Here is a 14,053-nt window from a genome sequence, read left to right on the forward strand (position 1 = left end):
TCGACCGCGCTCACTCGGTTGCCGTCAGTCCCCGAGCGACTGCCCGGATCACCACGTCGCGGGTCTCCCGGTAGCGCTCCTCGCCCACGTCCTCCTGGTGAAGCGAGAGCATCGACACCGCCCGGATCGCGTGGGCCACGGTTTCGGGGTCGGGCCCGCGGATCGCGCCAGCCTCGTACCACTCCCGGACGTGTGGCAGGAAGTACGCCACCGACTCCTGTCGGTTCTGCTCGGCCTCGGCCGGACTGTGGTGGTCGCGGAGGCGGTCGAGTTCGTCGGAGTCGACCATCAGCGGCCGGATCAGGGGGTTCGTCTCTATCTCGTCCATCAGCTCGGTGAGGAAGCCGACCAGCGCCGCCTCGGGGTCGTCGCGCTCGGAGAGTGGAGCCAGTATCCGCGGCAGGACCCGCTCGCCCTCCCGCTCCAGTACGGCGACGTACAGCGCCGTCTTCGAGTCGAAGAAGCGGTAGAACGTCCCGTCGGCGATGCCGGCGCGGTCGGTGAGTTCGGCGACGGTCGTCTTCGCCAGCCCGTGGCGGGCGAACAGCTCACGGCCGGCCGAGAGCAGGTCCTCGCGGACCCGCTCGCGCTCGGTGTCGCTGAAGCCGCTCATAGTGTTCGCCCTCGCCGATTGGTGATCGCCCGCACCGGTATCGGCGACCACCGGTGCCCAGTGGGACCAACCACAGTCACACGTCCCTCCGCCGGAACCACGCGCGACTCGCCAGCACGAGGGCGGCGGTCCCGGCGAGCAGTATCGCCGCGCCCGTGAAGTCGTACGTGCCGTCGACGAGTATCTCGCTTGGCACGTAGTACCGCGTCGGCGAGAGCGCGCCGAGCGGTTCGAGGTCGGTGTTCGCCACCACGGACTCCACGAGGAACAGCGCGAACACCGCGCCGGCGGCGACCCGCTGGGCGACCGAGGCGCGGTCGACGAGGACGGACGCGAGCAGCCCGATGCCGGCGCAGGCGAGCAGGTACGGCATCGAGAGCAGGTGGGCCATCAGCACGCGCTCCATCGCCACCTCCTCGCCGATGGCCAGCGTGGCGACGAACACGACGACCGGCATCGCCGCGTTGGCGACGACCAGCGGGACGCCGAGCGAGGCGAACTTCTCCAGAACCACCCGGCTCCGCGACACCGGGAGCGAGAGGGTCATGTCCATCCGCCCGCGCTCCACGTCGGCGGCGACGAGGCCGGCAGCGGCGTACGCGAAGTAGAGGCCGAGCAGGATCACCCAGGCGAAGGCGTACAGCTGGGTCGCGAGAAAGCCCTCGATGGTGTTCATCGTCCGGATGTCGAACGCCTCGCGGAGCGCCGGCGGGTACGCCTGGATGATCTCGTCCAGGTTCGCCGCCGCCGTGATCGAGGGGAACAGGCCGACGTACATCGCCGTGAGCGCGGCGATGCCGACGGTCATCGCCACCGCGCCGGGCAGGCGCTTCCGGCCGTCGTAGCGGGCGAGTTCAAGCATCGCCGTCACCGTAGAAGCGCATGAACACGTCCTCCAGCGGTGCCTCCTCCACGTCCAGTTCCAGCAGGTCAAACCGGTCGAGCCAGTCGACGAGTTCGTTCACGTCGCCGGTGTAGGTGAAGGTGAGCTCCGTCACCGGGCCGCGGTCGTCCCGACCCTCGGGGGTCGGCACGCCCCTGACGGCGAGGTCGTGGACGCCCGCGAGCGCCACGTCGGCCGCCGCCACCTCGCCGTCGACACGCGCCACGACGGACTTGCCCGACCGGGCGACCAGGTCCGCGACGCGCTCGACGGTCACGATGCGGCCCTCGCGGATGACGCCGACGCGGTCGCAGAGCCGCCGCACCTCGCTCAGCACGTGCGAGGAGAGGAACACCGTCATCCCGTCCTCGCGCTCCTCGCGAACGAACTCCTCGAAGCGCCGCTGCATCAGCGGATCCAGCCCCGAGGTCGGCTCGTCCAGCACCACGAGGTCGGGGTCGTGCATGAACGCCTGCACCAGCCCGAGCTTCTGGGCGTTGCCCGTCGAGTAGTCGCGGATCTCCCGGTCCAGCGGCGGGTCGAACAGCTCCAGCAGTTCGTCGCGGCGCTGCCCGCCCTTGATCGACTCGTGGAGGTCGAGCACCCGCCGCCCGGTCGCCGTCTCGTCGAACGACGGCGTCGCGGGCAGGTAGCCGATCCGCTCCCTCGCGGCGATCAGTTCGTCCTCCGCCCGCACGTCCGCGCCGAGCATCGTCGCGCCCCCCGCGGTGGGCGACTGGAAGCCCATTAGCGTGCGTATCGTCGTCGTCTTGCCGGCCCCGTTCGGACCGAGGTAGCCGAACACCTCCCCCTCGGCCACGTCGAACGTCACGTCGTCGTTGGCGACCACCTCGCCGTAGTCCTTCGTGAGACCGTCCACCTCGATCGCGCTCATTCGAACTGGTTCGACTCATGAACGCATGAATGTATCGTTCATCAGACTTTCGACGGCTCGGGCCCAGCGGCCGTCCCGGTTCACGACCGCCTCACTCCACGACCGCGACGGCGCGGACGGGGGAGCCGTCGCCGTCCGCCACTCGGATCGGGTACGCCCGGAGTTCGAACCGGTCGGGCAGCCCCGACAGGTTCGTCAGGTTCTCGACGATGAACCGGTCCGCGCCGAGCAGCGCGTGGTGTGCCGGGACGCCCTCGGTTTCGTCCGCCCCTGCGTTTCCCGTCGGCGACGGGTCGACGCTGGCGGCATCGATTCCGACGTGATACCCGCGCTCGGCGCAGTAGTCGGCGGCCGCCGCGGAGAGGTACGGGTGGTCGAAGTACGACGGCTCGCCCCAGCGGTCGGCCCAGGCCGTACGGAGGACGAGCATCTCGGCGTCGGGGTCGGGCAGGTCCGCGGGGCGGACGGGTGATCGGGGGTCCAGCCCCCGGAGGTCCACCAGCGCGGCGTCGAAGACGAACGACTCGGCCGGGAACTCGTCTATCGTCTTGCCGTCCGGTTCGGTGTGGCTCGGCGCGTCGACGTGGGTGCCGGCGTGGGTACCAAACTCGACGGCCGAGACGCGGTAGCCGTCCGACTCGACGGTCGCGTGCGGCTCCACCGACACCGGCGGGTCGCCGGGGTACGCCGGCATCCCTGTCTCGACGGGGTGGCTGAGGTCGCGGTGGGTCACGCTCGGCACGTCGGCGACAGCGGGGAAAAGCGTGGCCGTGGATGGGGACGCTCAGCGCAGGAGCGTGGCCAGCGCCGTCTCGACGGCGTCGGCGGCCGCCTGCACCTCGCCAACCCGGACGTACTCGCGCTCGGCGTGGGCGACCGCACCCTCGTCGTCGGCCAGCACGCCGGGACCGAACACGACCGTCTGCGCGCGCTCGGCGAAGTACGACGCCTCGGTCGCGGCGGTGAAGGGGCGCACGTCGCTGCCCGCCGCGTCGGCGAGCGCCGTCACCAGCCGGTCGTCGGCCGGGGTGGAGAACGCTTCGAGGAAGGGGCTCTCGCGGTCGGTCAGCGCGAAGTCGACGCCCACGTCGTCGGGGGCCGCCTCGCGGAGGTGTGCTTCCAGCGAGGCCCGGAATCCCTCGGCCGTCTCCGGCGGGACGCTCCGGCGGTCGACCACGAGTTCGCTCGTCGCGGGGATCTGGTTCGTCGCGGTCCCGCCGGAGACGATGGTGGGCGTCAGCGTCGCCGCGCCGAGCGCGTCGTGGGTCGGCGGCGCGTCGTCGCGCTCGTCGAACGTCGCCAGCGCCCCGAGGACGCTCTCCAGCGCCCGCACCGCGTTCGTCCCCTCGTCGGGTTCCGCGGCGTGGGCGTTCTCGCCGGCGAGCGTCACCGTCCCCTGAAACCGCCCCTTCGCGGCGTTGCACACGTCCAGTCCGGTCGGCTCGCCGACGACGCAGTAGTCGTGGTCGAGGTCGAGCGCCGCCGCGCCGGTCGACAGCGTCTCCTCGTCCGGCGTGACGGCGAGCGTGACGCGGCCGTCGTCGGGGTCGGCCGCGAGAAACGCCGACAGCAGTGCGGCGAGCGGCCCCTTCGCGTCGCAGGACCCGCGGCCGCGGATCGTGTCACCGTCCCGCTCGAACGGGACGTGTGGTGGCACCGTGTCGATGTGCGTGTTCAGCACGACGTGGGGGCTACCCGAGCCCCGGGTTGCGAGCGTGTTGCCGGCGTCGTCGACCGTCGCGTCGACGCCGGCGTCGGCGAGCGTCCCGACGAGCAGCTCGCGCATCTCGTCCACGTCCTCGGTCGAGTCTATCGGCACCGCGCGTTCGAGGAAGGCGACCGGGTCGAACCTCATGACTGGGTCGGCGTGCCGGGGAGTTCGCCGTCGAACTCGCGCTCGACGGGGCCGCGCAGGACCGCCGGCCCCGTCTCGGGGACCTGGACGGTCAGTTCGCCGCCCGGTGGCGACACCGTGACGCGCTCGGCGTCGGTCAGCCCGAGGCGGCGGGCGGCGACCGCGACTGCGACCGCGCCGGTGCCGCAGGCGTCCGTCTCGCCCTCGACGCCGCGCTCGAACGTGCGCTGGGCGAACCCGTCCCCCTCGCGGGCCGCGACGTTGACGTTCGCGCCCTCGGGGAAGACGTCGGCGTGGCGAATCGGCGGGGCCATCGTCTCCAGGTCGACAGCGTCCACGTCGTCGACGAAGGCCACGGCGTGCGGGACGCCGGTGGTGAGCGCCGTCACGACGTGGCCTTCGACCGGCTCCTCGACCAGCGGCTCGTCGCGGGCGAGGGGCACTTCGCTCGGCTCGAACGACGGGACGCCCATCTCGACGGCCACCTCGTCGCCGTGGATCTCGGCGCGGCGGGTGCCGGCGGGCGTGTGGATGACCACCTCGCGGGCGTTCGTCCGGTCGGCGACCCAGCGGGCGACGCAGCGCGCGCCGTTGCCGCACATCGCCGCGGTGCCGCCGTCGGGCTGGTAGAGCCGCATCGTCACCTCGGGCGGGGTCGGCGTCGCGTCCAGGTCGAGGACGAGGACGCCGTCCGCGCCGGTCGGCCGGTCGGGGTCGTCCGCGCCGACGCCCGTCTCGCGGTCGCAGTGGGCGACGGCGAACTCGCTCCAGTCCGGGACGTCGGCGGCCGCGTCGACGACCAGGAAGTCGTTGCCGGTGCCGTGGAGCTTCTCGTAGCGTATCATGCTTCGAGCCTCGTGACGTCCGCGAGCGTCTCCCGGCGGCGGGCGAGCGTCGCCTCGCCGCCCTCGACCGTGACCGTCGCGGGGCGGGGACGGGAGTTGTAGTGGCTCGCCATCTCGTAGCCGTACGCGCCGGCGTTGCCGACGGCGAGCGTGTCGCCGCGCTCGGGCGCGGGCAGTTCGCGGTCGGTGCAGAACACGTCCGAACTCTCGCAGATGGGGCCGGTCACGGTCGCCGCGACCGTCCCGCGCTCGCCCGCGTCCGGCGCGAGGGTGCGGAGTTCGTGGTACGCGTCGTACATCGCCGGGCGGAGCAGCGTCGTCATCCCGGCGTCGACGCCGACGACGGTCGTCTCCGGCGTCACCTTGACGGTGTTTACGTCCGTCAGCAGCACGCCGGCGTCCGCGACGAGGTAGCGCCCCGGTTCGACCGCGAGTTGCGCGTCAACGTCACCGAGCGCCTCGCGGGTCGCGTCCGCGACGGCGTCGAGGTCGAGGGGGGCCTCCTCGGGCCGGTACGGCACGCCGAAGCCGCCGCCCACGTCGACGAACTCCAGCGGGACCGGCGCGTCGCGGGCGAGGTCGCCCATCCGGGCGACGAGTTCGCGGTGGGCGGCGAGGTCGTCGCCGGAGATGCCGCTCCCGGCGTGGGCGTGGATCCCGACCACGTCGAACCCGCGGTCGGCGGCGTCGGCGAGTACGTCCGTCGCCCGGTCGTACGGGACGCCGAACTTCGGCTCCGCCCCGGTCGACACCTTCTCGTGGTGGCCCGCGCCGACGCCGGGATTGACCCGGACGCAGAGGCGGCCGTCGTAGCCGCGCTCGGCGAGGCGGTCGAGCGTGTCCGCCGCGCCGACGGTGGTCGTCAGGCCGGGGTACTCACGCCACAGTTCGACGACCGTGTCGAGGTCGCCGGCCGGCGGGTTGACGGCGGTGTACTGGACGCGTTCGCCGGGGTCGTCGACCGTTCCTTCGAGCGCGTCGAGCGCGCGGGCCACTTCCCCGGCCGAGGCGCACTCGATGCCAACCCCGGCCTCGCCGAGCGCCGTCAGCACCCGGCCGAGCGTGTTTGCCTTCGCGGCGTAGCGCACGTCGGCGTCCGGGAACGCCCGGGCCAGCCGGCGGTAGTTCGCCCGGACGCGGTCGAGGTCGAGGACGTACAGCGGGCTGCCGTGTGTTTCTCGCAGGTCGCGGAGCCGCGCCGCGTCCCAGTCGGCGAGCCGCCGGACCGCCGGGTTGCTCGCGCTCATTCCCGCAGGGCGTCCTCCTTGGCCGCCGCCTCCAGCGTCTCCTGCTCCAGCCCCGTCGCGACGACGGCGGGCTTGTACGCGCCGCCGTCGAACAGGTCGTGCTCGCCGACCGAGGACTCGACGAAGCGGGTGAACGCCCGGCGCTCGGGGGGCAGTTCGCCGTAGATCACCTCCTCCTCGACGAGGTCGTACACGGGGATCCGCGGCGTCAGGAGCGTGTTCTCGCCGACGACGCTGCCCTCGCCGACGACGAAGCCGCTGGTGACGCGACAGCCCGCGCCCAGCGACACGTCGTCCTCGACGATGACCGGCGCGTCCTCGACGGGTTCGAGGACGCCGCCGACCAGCGTGTTCGCGCCGAGCTTGACGTTCTCGCCGACCTGCGCGCAGGAGCCGACGGTGTCGGCGGAGTCGACGAGCGTCCCGTCGCCGACGTGCGCGCCGACGTTGACGAAGCTCGGGCTCATCATGATGCAGTCCGCGCCGAGGTACGCGCCCCGCCGGACCGTCGTGCCGTCGGGCGTGTTGCGCGTCCCGCGCGCGCCGAGGTCGGCGGTGTCGCGCAGCGGGAGCACGTCGTGGTAGCGCACGTCGCCGTACTCCCGGGCCTCCGTCTCGCGGAGGCCGAAGTTGAGCAGGATGCCGCGCTTGACCCACGCGTTGGCCTCCCACTCGCCGCCGCGCTGCTCGGCGGCTCTCACCTCGCCCGCTTCCAGCGCGTCGAGGAACGCCGCCAGCGTGTCGGCGGCGTCCGCGCCGGCCGTCTCGGCGTCGATCTCGTCGTCCTCGTAGCGGTGCCACAGGGCCTCTATCTCGGCTTCCAGCGTCGATTCACTCATCGTGGTCCCTCCAGTACGTCGCCGAAGTCGTACCACCCTAATTCCTGTTGCGATAGCCAGGCCGCGGCGTCGACCGCGCCGGCCGCGAACACGCCCCGGCTCTCGGCGCGGTGGGTGAGCCGCACCTCCTCGCTGTTGCCCGCGACGAGCACCTCGTGCTCACCGGTCACGTCGCCGGCCCGGAGCGCGTGGACGCCGATGTCGCCGTCCTCGCGGGGAGCCTCGCCCTGGCGGCCGTGGACGCGGCGGTCGTCGTCGACCCCGCGGGCGTCTTCGATCTCCCGCAGGATCGACTTCGCCGTGCCGCTCGGCGCGTCGCGCTTCGCGTTGTGATGGGTCTCGACCAGCTCCACGTCGTACCCCGGCAGGTTCGCCACGGCGTCGCCGACCACGTCGAGCAGCGCCTGCACGCCCCGGGCGAAGTTCGCCGCCTTGAGCACCGGAATCTCCTCGCTGGCCGCCCGGAGCGCGTCGAGTTGCTCGTCGGAGAACCCGGTCGTGCCGACGACGGCGGGGACGCCCGCCTCCGCGGCCGCCGCGACGTACTCGACGCTCGATTCGGGGCCAGTGAAGTCGACGACGACCGACGGCTCGCGCTCGGCGAGCAGCGACGCCAGGTCCGCCGCCGGGTGGACCGCCACGCCGTCGACCGACTCGACGCCCGGATCGCGGTTGACCGCCAGCGAGACTTCGGCGTCGTCGCGGCCCGCCGCCTCGGCGATCAGTTCCCGGCCCATCCGGCCGGTCGCGCCGGTGATGGCCAGCCGGACCGTCACCGTTCGACCTCCGCGTACTCGTCCTCCAGGTCCTCGTCGGCGAGTTCGTTCAGCGTGGCCGCGAGCGAGTCGTAGTGTTCCTCCGAGAGCCGGGTGAGCGGCGACCGCAGTTCGGGCGAGCCGTGCCCGCGGATCGACATCGCCTCCTTCACCGGGATGGGGTTGGTCTCGACGAACAGTTCGCGGGTCAGTTCGCCGAGTTCGTGGTGGATGGCGCGGGCGCGCTCGAAGTCGCCGGCCAGCGCCGCGCCGACCATCGCGCAGGTGCGCTCGGGTTCGACGTTGGCGACGACGCTGATCGTGCCGGTCGCGCCGACCGAGATCATCGGCAGCGTGAGCGGGTCGTCGCCCGAGAGGACGGCAAAGTCCTCGTCGCGGGTGCGCTCGATTATCTCGCTGATCTGGCCGAGGTCGCCGCTGGCGGCCTTGAACCCGGCGACGTTCTCGTGGGCCGCGAGTTCGACCGCGGTGTCCGGGTCGATGTTTCGGCCCGTGCGCGAGGGGACGTTGTAGACGATCTGTGGCAGGTCGACGGCGTCCGCGAGCGTCCGGTAATGCTCGACCAGCCCGCGCTGCTCGGGCTTGTTGTAGTACGGCGAGATGAGAAGCAGCGCGTCGGCACCCGCGTCCGCGGCCCGCTCGGACAGTTCCAGCGCCTCGTGGGTGTTGTTGCTCCCCGTGCCGGCGATCACCGGTACGTCGTCGACGGCGTCGACGACCGCCTCGACGACCTCGACGTGTTCGTCGTGGGTCAGGGTCGCGCTCTCGCCGGTGGAGCCGACGGGGACGACCCCGTCGACGCCCGCGGTTTCGAGGTACTGGGCGTTCTCGCGTAGCTGGTCGAAGTCGATGCGTTCGTCCGCGTCAAAGGGCGTCGTGAGCGCCGGGAAGACGCCGCTGAAATCGATGTCGTGTGTCATTGGTGCTGTGTGGTTGGTGTCGGGTTGCAGGTGTCGCGCGATGCCGGTCGAGCGCACCCGGGACGGGACGCCACCCCGCCGCGAGCGCTCCCTACGCGCGTTTTTTCAGAAGAACGGTCGCGCCGCTCGCCGAACGAAGGTCGGCCGGCCCCGGACGAGCGGCAGTTGGCATTACCGTAGCAACGGGAACGTGAGGACTTAGGGCTTGTGCAGCCCGCGAATCCTGCCTCGGGGTGGCGTCGGTGGCGAACGAAACGATACCACGCGACACGATCACCAAGAGATATATGACTCTCGGGCCGACACTCTCCCGTATGAGACACCTTGGACTCAAACTCCGGATGGCGTTCGTGGGCACCATCCTGTTCGCGTTCTACGCGCTCGCGGCGGGCTTCGTCCTGCTGCTGTTCGGGCCGGGAACGTGGCCGCTGGTGCTCGTGGGTACCGTCCTCTTCGCCGGCTTCCAGTACAAGTTCGGCAAGTGGGCGGCGCTGCGGAGCGTCGGCGCGGAGGAGATGGACGAACAGCAGTACCAGGAGATCCACAAGATGGTCGAGGACATCTGCTTCGAGATGGACCTCGACAAGCCGAAGCTGATGGTCGCCGACATGGGCGTTCCCAACGCCTTCGCCACGGGCCGGCGCGGCGCGGGCGTCGTCGTCGTCTCCAGCGAACTCATCCGCATCCTGGAGCGCGACGAACTGAAAGGCGTCATCGCACACGAACTGGCCCACATCGACAACCGCGACGTGGTGACGATGGTGCTGGGGCAGTCGATCGCCTCCATCGTCGGCATCGCCGTCCAGTGGGCGATCATGCTCTCCGGCGACAACGAGATCGCCGACTTCGTGCTCGGCTACATCGCGGGCATCCTCACGCAGATGTTCGTGATGCTGTTCGTGCTTGCCATCTCGCGGTACCGGGAGTACGTCGCCGACAGCGACGCCGCCTCCCACATCGGCGGCGGCGAGCCGCTGGCCCGCGCCCTGGAGAAGATCCAGCGCGGCGCGGAGGGCCGCGAGAGCCGCGTCGGCGACGACGTGAGCGCGCTCTGTATCTTCGACAGCGAGCGCGGCCTCCTGAAGTCGATCCTCGCGACCCACCCGCCGGTCGAGAAGCGCATCGAGAAGCTCCGGAGCTACTGACGACGCCGTTCGCGGTCCCACCCCGGACCGTCCGGGGATGCTCCCCGAAGCCATTTTACACCGGCCCGACACACGTTCGGGCATGGTGGATATCCATTCGGGACAGCGCGTCGCGATGCTCGCCGACGCGCAGAACCTCTATCACTCCGCACAGAGTCTCTACAGTCGCAACATCGACTACTCCGCGCTGCTGAACAAAGGGGTACAGGACCGCGAACTCGTCCGCGCCATCGCCTACGTCATCCGCGCTGACTCGCCCGAGGAGGAGTCGTTTTTCGACGCGCTGACCGACATCGGCTACGAGACGAAGATCAAGGACATCAAGACGTTCAAGGACGGGTCGAAGAAGGCCGACTGGGACGTGGGGATGTGTCTCGACGCCGTGACGCTGACGAACCACGTCGACACGATCATCCTCTGTACGGGCGACGGCGACTTCTCGCGGCTCTGTTCACATCTGCGTCACGAGGGCGTCCGCGTCGAGGCGATGGGGTTCAAGGAGTCCACGTCGGACGAACTCGTCGACGCGGTCGACGCCTTCATCGACCTGAGCGAACGCTCCGACACGTTCCTGTTATAAGAGACGGGCCTCCCTGCGCCCCGAACTGTCCCCCCCTTAGACCGGCCGACCGCTGCCGGAGGTTCCGACGAGCAGCGCGCCTGCGGCCATCCCGAGCGAGGCGATCGCGGCCGGGATCAGCAGTTCCGTCTGTCGAAGCGCCCCGGTTGCCATGAGCACGACGCTGCTGATGACCAGCAGCACGGTCCCCAGCGCGACTTTCTTCGTATCCATTGTGTTCACGAATTGGGAGCGAACGCTTATAGCTTTCTCTAGGGCCACACGACAGTCGCATGGCAACGATTGACGTGAACCCACGGGGGACCGCCGTGTCGAAGGGCTTTCGAGGGTCGGCAGCCAACCCGTGGCCCATGAGCGACGACGCGGACGACCTGGCGGAACTGCGGGCCCTCGCCGACTACCAGTTCGGGCACGGCGCGGGAACGGCGCTGTTCCCCGCCGACGAGAAGCTCCGGATCAAGCGAACCACGTCGGGGCGACCCCAGCAGGTCGTCGCCGACGAGGGGCGGGTCGTCTCCCACGGGATCGACGGCCGGTTCACGCTGGGGATCGCGGGCGGGCGACGGCTCGCCGCGGGACTCGACGCGCCGGCCGCGCGGGTAGTCGTCGGCGACGAGAGCGAGCCGTTCGTCCGCGAGGGTCGCAACGTGTTCGCGAAGTTCGTCGACGAGGTGGGACCCGAGGTTCGCCCCGGCGACGAGGTGCTCGTGGTCCACAAGTCGGGCGACCTGCTGGGCGTGGGTCGGGCCGAGCTGTCGGCCGACGCGATGCGTGCGTTCGGCAGCGGCATGGCGGTGAAGACACGCGAAGGCGCGGGCGAGTAACGTTCGTCAGTCTTTTCTCGGAGTAACGCGACCCTCCGGGTATGTTCGGAGGCGGTGGCGGGGGCCTCAATCCCCGCAAGATGAAGCAGATGATGGAGCAGATGGGTATCGACTTCGAGGAGTTAGACGCGAACGAAGTCATCATTCGGACCGACGACGGCGACCTAGTGTTCGACGACGCCGACGTGACCCGGATGGACGCCCAGGGCCAGCAGACCTACCAGGTCGTCGGCGACCCCGAGCGCCGGGACGCCGGCGCGCTCGGCACCGACGCGGACGCCGATGATGACGACGACAGCGACGGGGAGATCCCCGAGGAGGACGTGGGGATCGTCGCCCAGCGCACCGGCGCGAGCGAGGAGGCCGCCCGGGAGGCGCTCGAAGCGAACAACGGCGACCTCGCCGCGGCCGTCGACAGCCTGGAGTGACGGTCGTTCTCGTTCACGGCGACCGGGAGTACCTCCGCGACCCCGGGGAGGAGCTCCAGACCGACCTCGGCGTGCTCGACATCCCCGACGACGCCTCGCCCGGCGACACGCTCGAAACCCACCTCGGCGAGGAGTTTCACGTCCGTCGGCTGCGCGGTCCCGACCTCTTTCACCACCTTGAGCGCACCGGCGCGCCGATGGTGCCCCGCGACGTTGGTCGAATTCTCGGTGAAGTCGGCGTCGAGGCGAGCGACCGCGTGCTCGATGCGGGGACCGGCACCGGCGTTCTCGCGGCGTACATGGGTCGGATCGGCGCGGACGTGCTCACGTTCGAGCGCGACCCGGAGTTCGCCGAGGTCGCCCGCGAGAACATGGACACGGCCGACGTGAGCGACGCCGTCGAGGTGCGTGCCGGCGACGTGACCGAGCACGCCGACGACCTCGGCGAGTTCGACGTGATCACGCTGGACACCGAGGACGCGCCCGCCGTCGTCGAGCGTGCGCCCGACCTGCTCGTCCGCGGCGGCTTCGTCGCCGTCTACTCGCCGTTCGTGGAGGACACCCGCGAGGTGGCTCGGGCCGCCGAAGCCGCCGGCCTCGTGGACGTACGAACCCTCGAAACGATCGAGCGCGAGATGGACTTCGACGACCGCGGCTCCCGCCCGTCGACCGCCGGCGTCGGCCACACCGGCTATCTGACGGTTGCGCGGCGGAGCTAGAGGTCGTCGAGCAGCTTCGGCGGGTAGAGGGTTTCGTCCCGCTCCGTGAACGCCGTCGGCTCCTTCCAGACGACCTCGAACGTCTCGTCGAGTTCGGGTTCCTCGGCCTCGAACCGGTCGAGTTCGTACGGCCAGTTCTCGACGATGTCGCCCTCGTACAGCCGCCAGATCTCGTGGCCCTCGGTCCCGTCGAACGTGAACGTGCGCTCGTAGGTGCCGACCTCCCGCACGTCGGTCAGTTCGACGTCGAGTTCCTCGCGGAACTCCCGCCGGACGGCGTCGCGGCTGTGCTCGCCGAACTCGATGCCGCCGCCGATCGGGCGGTAGAAGGTGTACTCCTCGGCCGGGTCGTAGTGTTCCGCGAGGAGGTTCCTACCATCCTGCCTGCGGACCACGGCAAGGGCGACCGGCCGAACGTCTCGCCAACTCATGGACTACGCCGGTAGGCCGATCCCCGACTAATAGCTGTCCGTTTCGTTCGAACCCCTTCGTTTCGCTCGACTCCCGACCCGTCTCGGGCCGGCGCGAGCGCGCGGCGCGCTCACGCGCCGCGGGCGAGCGGACGGGGGAGGGCAGGCTGTCTCCCGTGGTCGCTGTAGCAGCGGAGAGCAAGCATACGGCGGCTCCGCCGCCGTTTCACCGCGAACGAGCGCAGCGAGTGAGCGGCTTTTTTCATCGACGTTTTTGCCGGGAGGGTGCCCGCAGCAGGCCGGAGGCCTGCGAGGACACCCGATCGGGAAAAAGGTCGTCGCTAGTGATCGTCCTCGCGCCACTTGTGCTCGCACTCGGTGCAGATGAAAAAGCGCGTCTCGGACTCGTCGGCCGCCCGGATCTGCTGCATGTACCAGTGGGCGCGGTCGTTGCCACACTCGGGGCAGTGCGTCTCGGTCGTCGGGAGGCCGCTGTCCTCGGGGCTGGACTCGATGACCTCGCTCGCCTCCTGGTCGTCGGTGATGACGTAGTCGGCGTCCGGGTCCTTGATCTGCTCGTTGCCACAGCTCGAACAGACCCACAGGCCGTCCTCCGCTTTCATCATAGAGCCGCAGTCGTCGCAAAACTCCATTACTGGCTCCCCATTGCGACCCGTGCGGTTTAAACGGCGCGGTTACCCGTCGACATCGGTGCCGACCGACTCGGCGGCGACCTCGCCGGGGAGCACCTCGCGAAGCTCCGTTTCGACCTCGGCGACGGAGTCGAAGGAGTCGCTGTGGGTCTCCGAGAGGAGCTTGCCGAGGTTCTCCTCGCCGTCCGGGAACTGGAGCGTGGTGTCCTCGAACTCCCTGGCGGCGTCCGTGCGCATCACCGGGTACGAGAGTTCGTCGAGGGCGGTCTCCACCTGTTCGAGCGTGACCTGCCGTCCCATGTGAGGTCGTGACGATGTGGAGGAACTTCTAGATACTGCATGATTCTGCCCGGTGCATCGACGTACCGGCGGTCGTTCGGGCCGGGTCGGGGGGCACGGGACCGACGGCAGGTGCGTGTCG

At 70.4% G+C, this 14,053-nt stretch carries 19 protein-coding genes; 5 read left to right on the plus strand and 14 right to left on the minus strand.

The window, feature by feature from the left end; all coding sequences use genetic code 11:
- Positions 1–10 precede the first annotated feature (10 nt).
- The 10 genes from D8896_RS09540 to dapA all read right to left on the minus strand — a co-directional run bounded on the left by D8896_RS09540 (position 11) and on the right by dapA (position 8,873).
- Positions 11–613, minus strand: coding sequence for a TetR/AcrR family transcriptional regulator (locus D8896_RS09540; RefSeq protein ID WP_121821863.1), 603 nt, complete (start codon positions 611–613; stop codon positions 11–13).
- 76 nt (positions 614–689) lie between these two features.
- Complete coding sequence (locus D8896_RS09545) at positions 690–1,475, minus strand: ABC transporter permease subunit (RefSeq protein WP_121822053.1); 786 nt, start codon at positions 1,473–1,475, stop codon at positions 690–692.
- Entirely contained in the window at positions 1,468–2,391 is a 924-nt protein-coding gene (locus D8896_RS09550; RefSeq protein ID WP_121821864.1) for an ABC transporter ATP-binding protein, read from the minus strand. The genes D8896_RS09545 and D8896_RS09550 overlap by 8 nt, the downstream gene beginning before the upstream one ends.
- Before the next feature lie 91 nt (positions 2,392–2,482).
- The gene (locus tag D8896_RS09555) at positions 2,483–3,124 is read right to left on the minus strand and encodes a cyclase family protein (protein WP_121821865.1); all 642 of its coding nucleotides are present in this window, start codon (positions 3,122–3,124) and stop codon (positions 2,483–2,485) included.
- Between the two features lie 51 nt (positions 3,125–3,175).
- Positions 3,176–4,246: a M20 family metallopeptidase gene (locus D8896_RS09560; RefSeq protein WP_121821866.1), complete on the minus strand. Its 1,071-nt coding sequence runs from the start codon at positions 4,244–4,246 to the stop codon at positions 3,176–3,178.
- Positions 4,243–5,091: a diaminopimelate epimerase gene (gene dapF / locus D8896_RS09565; protein WP_121821867.1), complete on the minus strand. Its 849-nt coding sequence runs from the start codon at positions 5,089–5,091 to the stop codon at positions 4,243–4,245. Before dapF ends, D8896_RS09560 begins: the two co-directional genes overlap by 4 nt.
- Positions 5,088–6,338, minus strand: a complete 1,251-nt coding sequence (gene lysA / locus D8896_RS09570) for a diaminopimelate decarboxylase (RefSeq protein ID WP_121821868.1) — start codon at positions 6,336–6,338, stop codon at positions 5,088–5,090. The genes dapF and lysA overlap by 4 nt, the downstream gene beginning before the upstream one ends.
- Entirely contained in the window at positions 6,335–7,177 is an 843-nt protein-coding gene (locus D8896_RS09575; RefSeq protein ID WP_121821869.1) for a 2,3,4,5-tetrahydropyridine-2,6-dicarboxylate N-succinyltransferase, read from the minus strand. Before D8896_RS09575 ends, lysA begins: the two co-directional genes overlap by 4 nt.
- Positions 7,174–7,953 carry a 4-hydroxy-tetrahydrodipicolinate reductase gene (gene dapB / locus D8896_RS09580; protein ID WP_121821870.1) on the minus strand — a complete coding sequence of 260 codons (780 nt, stop codon included), beginning with the start codon at positions 7,951–7,953 and terminating at the stop codon, positions 7,174–7,176. Before dapB ends, D8896_RS09575 begins: the two co-directional genes overlap by 4 nt.
- Positions 7,950–8,873, minus strand: a complete 924-nt coding sequence (gene dapA, locus D8896_RS09585; protein WP_121821871.1) for a 4-hydroxy-tetrahydrodipicolinate synthase — start codon at positions 8,871–8,873, stop codon at positions 7,950–7,952. The genes dapB and dapA overlap by 4 nt, the downstream gene beginning before the upstream one ends.
- Before the next feature lie 314 nt (positions 8,874–9,187).
- Between dapA and D8896_RS09590 the strand changes: the two genes are divergently transcribed.
- Positions 9,188–10,018, plus strand: coding sequence for a M48 family metalloprotease (locus tag D8896_RS09590; RefSeq protein ID WP_121821872.1), 831 nt, complete (start codon positions 9,188–9,190; stop codon positions 10,016–10,018).
- A gap of 82 nt (positions 10,019–10,100) precedes the next feature.
- Positions 10,101–10,598: a LabA-like NYN domain-containing protein gene (locus tag D8896_RS09595; RefSeq protein ID WP_121821873.1), complete on the plus strand. Its 498-nt coding sequence runs from the start codon at positions 10,101–10,103 to the stop codon at positions 10,596–10,598.
- Between the two features lie 36 nt (positions 10,599–10,634).
- Here the strand turns inward: D8896_RS09595 and D8896_RS19360 are convergent, their stop codons facing one another.
- The gene (locus tag D8896_RS19360) at positions 10,635–10,811 is read right to left on the minus strand and encodes a hypothetical protein (RefSeq protein WP_162991522.1); all 177 of its coding nucleotides are present in this window, start codon (positions 10,809–10,811) and stop codon (positions 10,635–10,637) included.
- Between the two features lie 137 nt (positions 10,812–10,948).
- On the opposite strand from D8896_RS19360, the gene D8896_RS09600 reads away from it, so the two are divergent.
- From D8896_RS09600 to D8896_RS09610, 3 genes are read left to right on the plus strand one after another with little or no spacing between them, the layout of a single operon-like run.
- Positions 10,949–11,422: a PUA domain-containing protein gene (locus D8896_RS09600; RefSeq protein ID WP_121821874.1), complete on the plus strand. Its 474-nt coding sequence runs from the start codon at positions 10,949–10,951 to the stop codon at positions 11,420–11,422.
- Positions 11,423–11,463: 41 nt separating this feature from the next.
- Positions 11,464–11,850 (plus strand): nascent polypeptide-associated complex protein, encoded by a 387-nt coding sequence (locus D8896_RS09605; RefSeq protein ID WP_121821875.1) that lies wholly within the window; start codon positions 11,464–11,466, stop codon positions 11,848–11,850.
- On the plus strand, positions 11,847–12,569 hold the full coding sequence (locus tag D8896_RS09610; RefSeq protein ID WP_121821876.1) for a methyltransferase domain-containing protein: 723 nt from the start codon (positions 11,847–11,849) through the stop codon (positions 12,567–12,569). Before D8896_RS09605 ends, D8896_RS09610 begins: the two co-directional genes overlap by 4 nt.
- On the opposite strand, the gene D8896_RS09615 is transcribed toward D8896_RS09610, so the two are convergent.
- From D8896_RS09615 to D8896_RS09625, 3 genes are all read right to left on the minus strand, one after another.
- A complete protein-coding gene (locus tag D8896_RS09615; protein ID WP_121821877.1) occupies positions 12,566–13,000 on the minus strand; it encodes an NUDIX hydrolase in 435 nt (144 codons plus the stop codon). The two genes, D8896_RS09610 and D8896_RS09615, sit on opposite strands and share 4 nt — an antisense overlap.
- Before the next feature lie 320 nt (positions 13,001–13,320).
- Positions 13,321–13,632: a transcription factor S gene (locus tag D8896_RS09620; protein WP_121821878.1), complete on the minus strand. Its 312-nt coding sequence runs from the start codon at positions 13,630–13,632 to the stop codon at positions 13,321–13,323.
- A 42-nt stretch (positions 13,633–13,674) separates the two neighbouring features.
- A complete protein-coding gene (locus D8896_RS09625; RefSeq protein ID WP_121821879.1) occupies positions 13,675–13,932 on the minus strand; it encodes a DUF5789 family protein in 258 nt (85 codons plus the stop codon).
- Between the last annotated feature and the right edge of the window lie 121 nt (positions 13,933–14,053).

Origin of the sequence: Halostella salina (assembly GCF_003675855.1) — an archaeon.
In the GTDB taxonomy this organism is placed as follows: domain Archaea; phylum Halobacteriota; class Halobacteria; order Halobacteriales; family Natronoarchaeaceae; genus Halostella; species Halostella salina.

Bases quoted from the DNA above. Each gene is read 5' to 3' on its own strand.
- D8896_RS09540 (WP_121821863.1), bottom strand. From the start codon at position 613: ATGAGCGGCTTCAGCGACACCGAGCGCGAGCGGGTCCGCGAGGACCTG.
- D8896_RS09545 (WP_121822053.1), bottom strand. From the start codon at position 1,475: ATGCTTGAACTCGCCCGCTACGACGGCCGGAAGCGCCTGCCCGGCGCG.
- D8896_RS09550 (WP_121821864.1), bottom strand. From the start codon at position 2,391: ATGAGCGCGATCGAGGTGGACGGTCTCACGAAGGACTACGGCGAGGTG.
- D8896_RS09560 (WP_121821866.1), bottom strand. From the start codon at position 4,246: ATGAGGTTCGACCCGGTCGCCTTCCTCGAACGCGCGGTGCCGATAGAC.
- dapF (WP_121821867.1), bottom strand. From the start codon at position 5,091: ATGATACGCTACGAGAAGCTCCACGGCACCGGCAACGACTTCCTGGTC.
- lysA (WP_121821868.1), bottom strand. From the start codon at position 6,338: ATGAGCGCGAGCAACCCGGCGGTCCGGCGGCTCGCCGACTGGGACGCG.
- D8896_RS09575 (WP_121821869.1), bottom strand. From the start codon at position 7,177: ATGAGTGAATCGACGCTGGAAGCCGAGATAGAGGCCCTGTGGCACCGC.
- dapA (WP_121821871.1), bottom strand. From the start codon at position 8,873: ATGACACACGACATCGATTTCAGCGGCGTCTTCCCGGCGCTCACGACG.
- D8896_RS09590 (WP_121821872.1), top strand. From the start codon at position 9,188: ATGAGACACCTTGGACTCAAACTCCGGATGGCGTTCGTGGGCACCATC.
- D8896_RS09595 (WP_121821873.1), top strand. From the start codon at position 10,101: ATGGTGGATATCCATTCGGGACAGCGCGTCGCGATGCTCGCCGACGCG.
- D8896_RS19360 (WP_162991522.1), bottom strand. From the start codon at position 10,811: ATGGATACGAAGAAAGTCGCGCTGGGGACCGTGCTGCTGGTCATCAGC.
- D8896_RS09600 (WP_121821874.1), top strand. From the start codon at position 10,949: ATGAGCGACGACGCGGACGACCTGGCGGAACTGCGGGCCCTCGCCGAC.
- D8896_RS09605 (WP_121821875.1), top strand. From the start codon at position 11,464: ATGTTCGGAGGCGGTGGCGGGGGCCTCAATCCCCGCAAGATGAAGCAG.
- D8896_RS09615 (WP_121821877.1), bottom strand. From the start codon at position 13,000: ATGAGTTGGCGAGACGTTCGGCCGGTCGCCCTTGCCGTGGTCCGCAGG.
- D8896_RS09620 (WP_121821878.1), bottom strand. From the start codon at position 13,632: ATGGAGTTTTGCGACGACTGCGGCTCTATGATGAAAGCGGAGGACGGC.
- D8896_RS09625 (WP_121821879.1), bottom strand. From the start codon at position 13,932: ATGGGACGGCAGGTCACGCTCGAACAGGTGGAGACCGCCCTCGACGAA.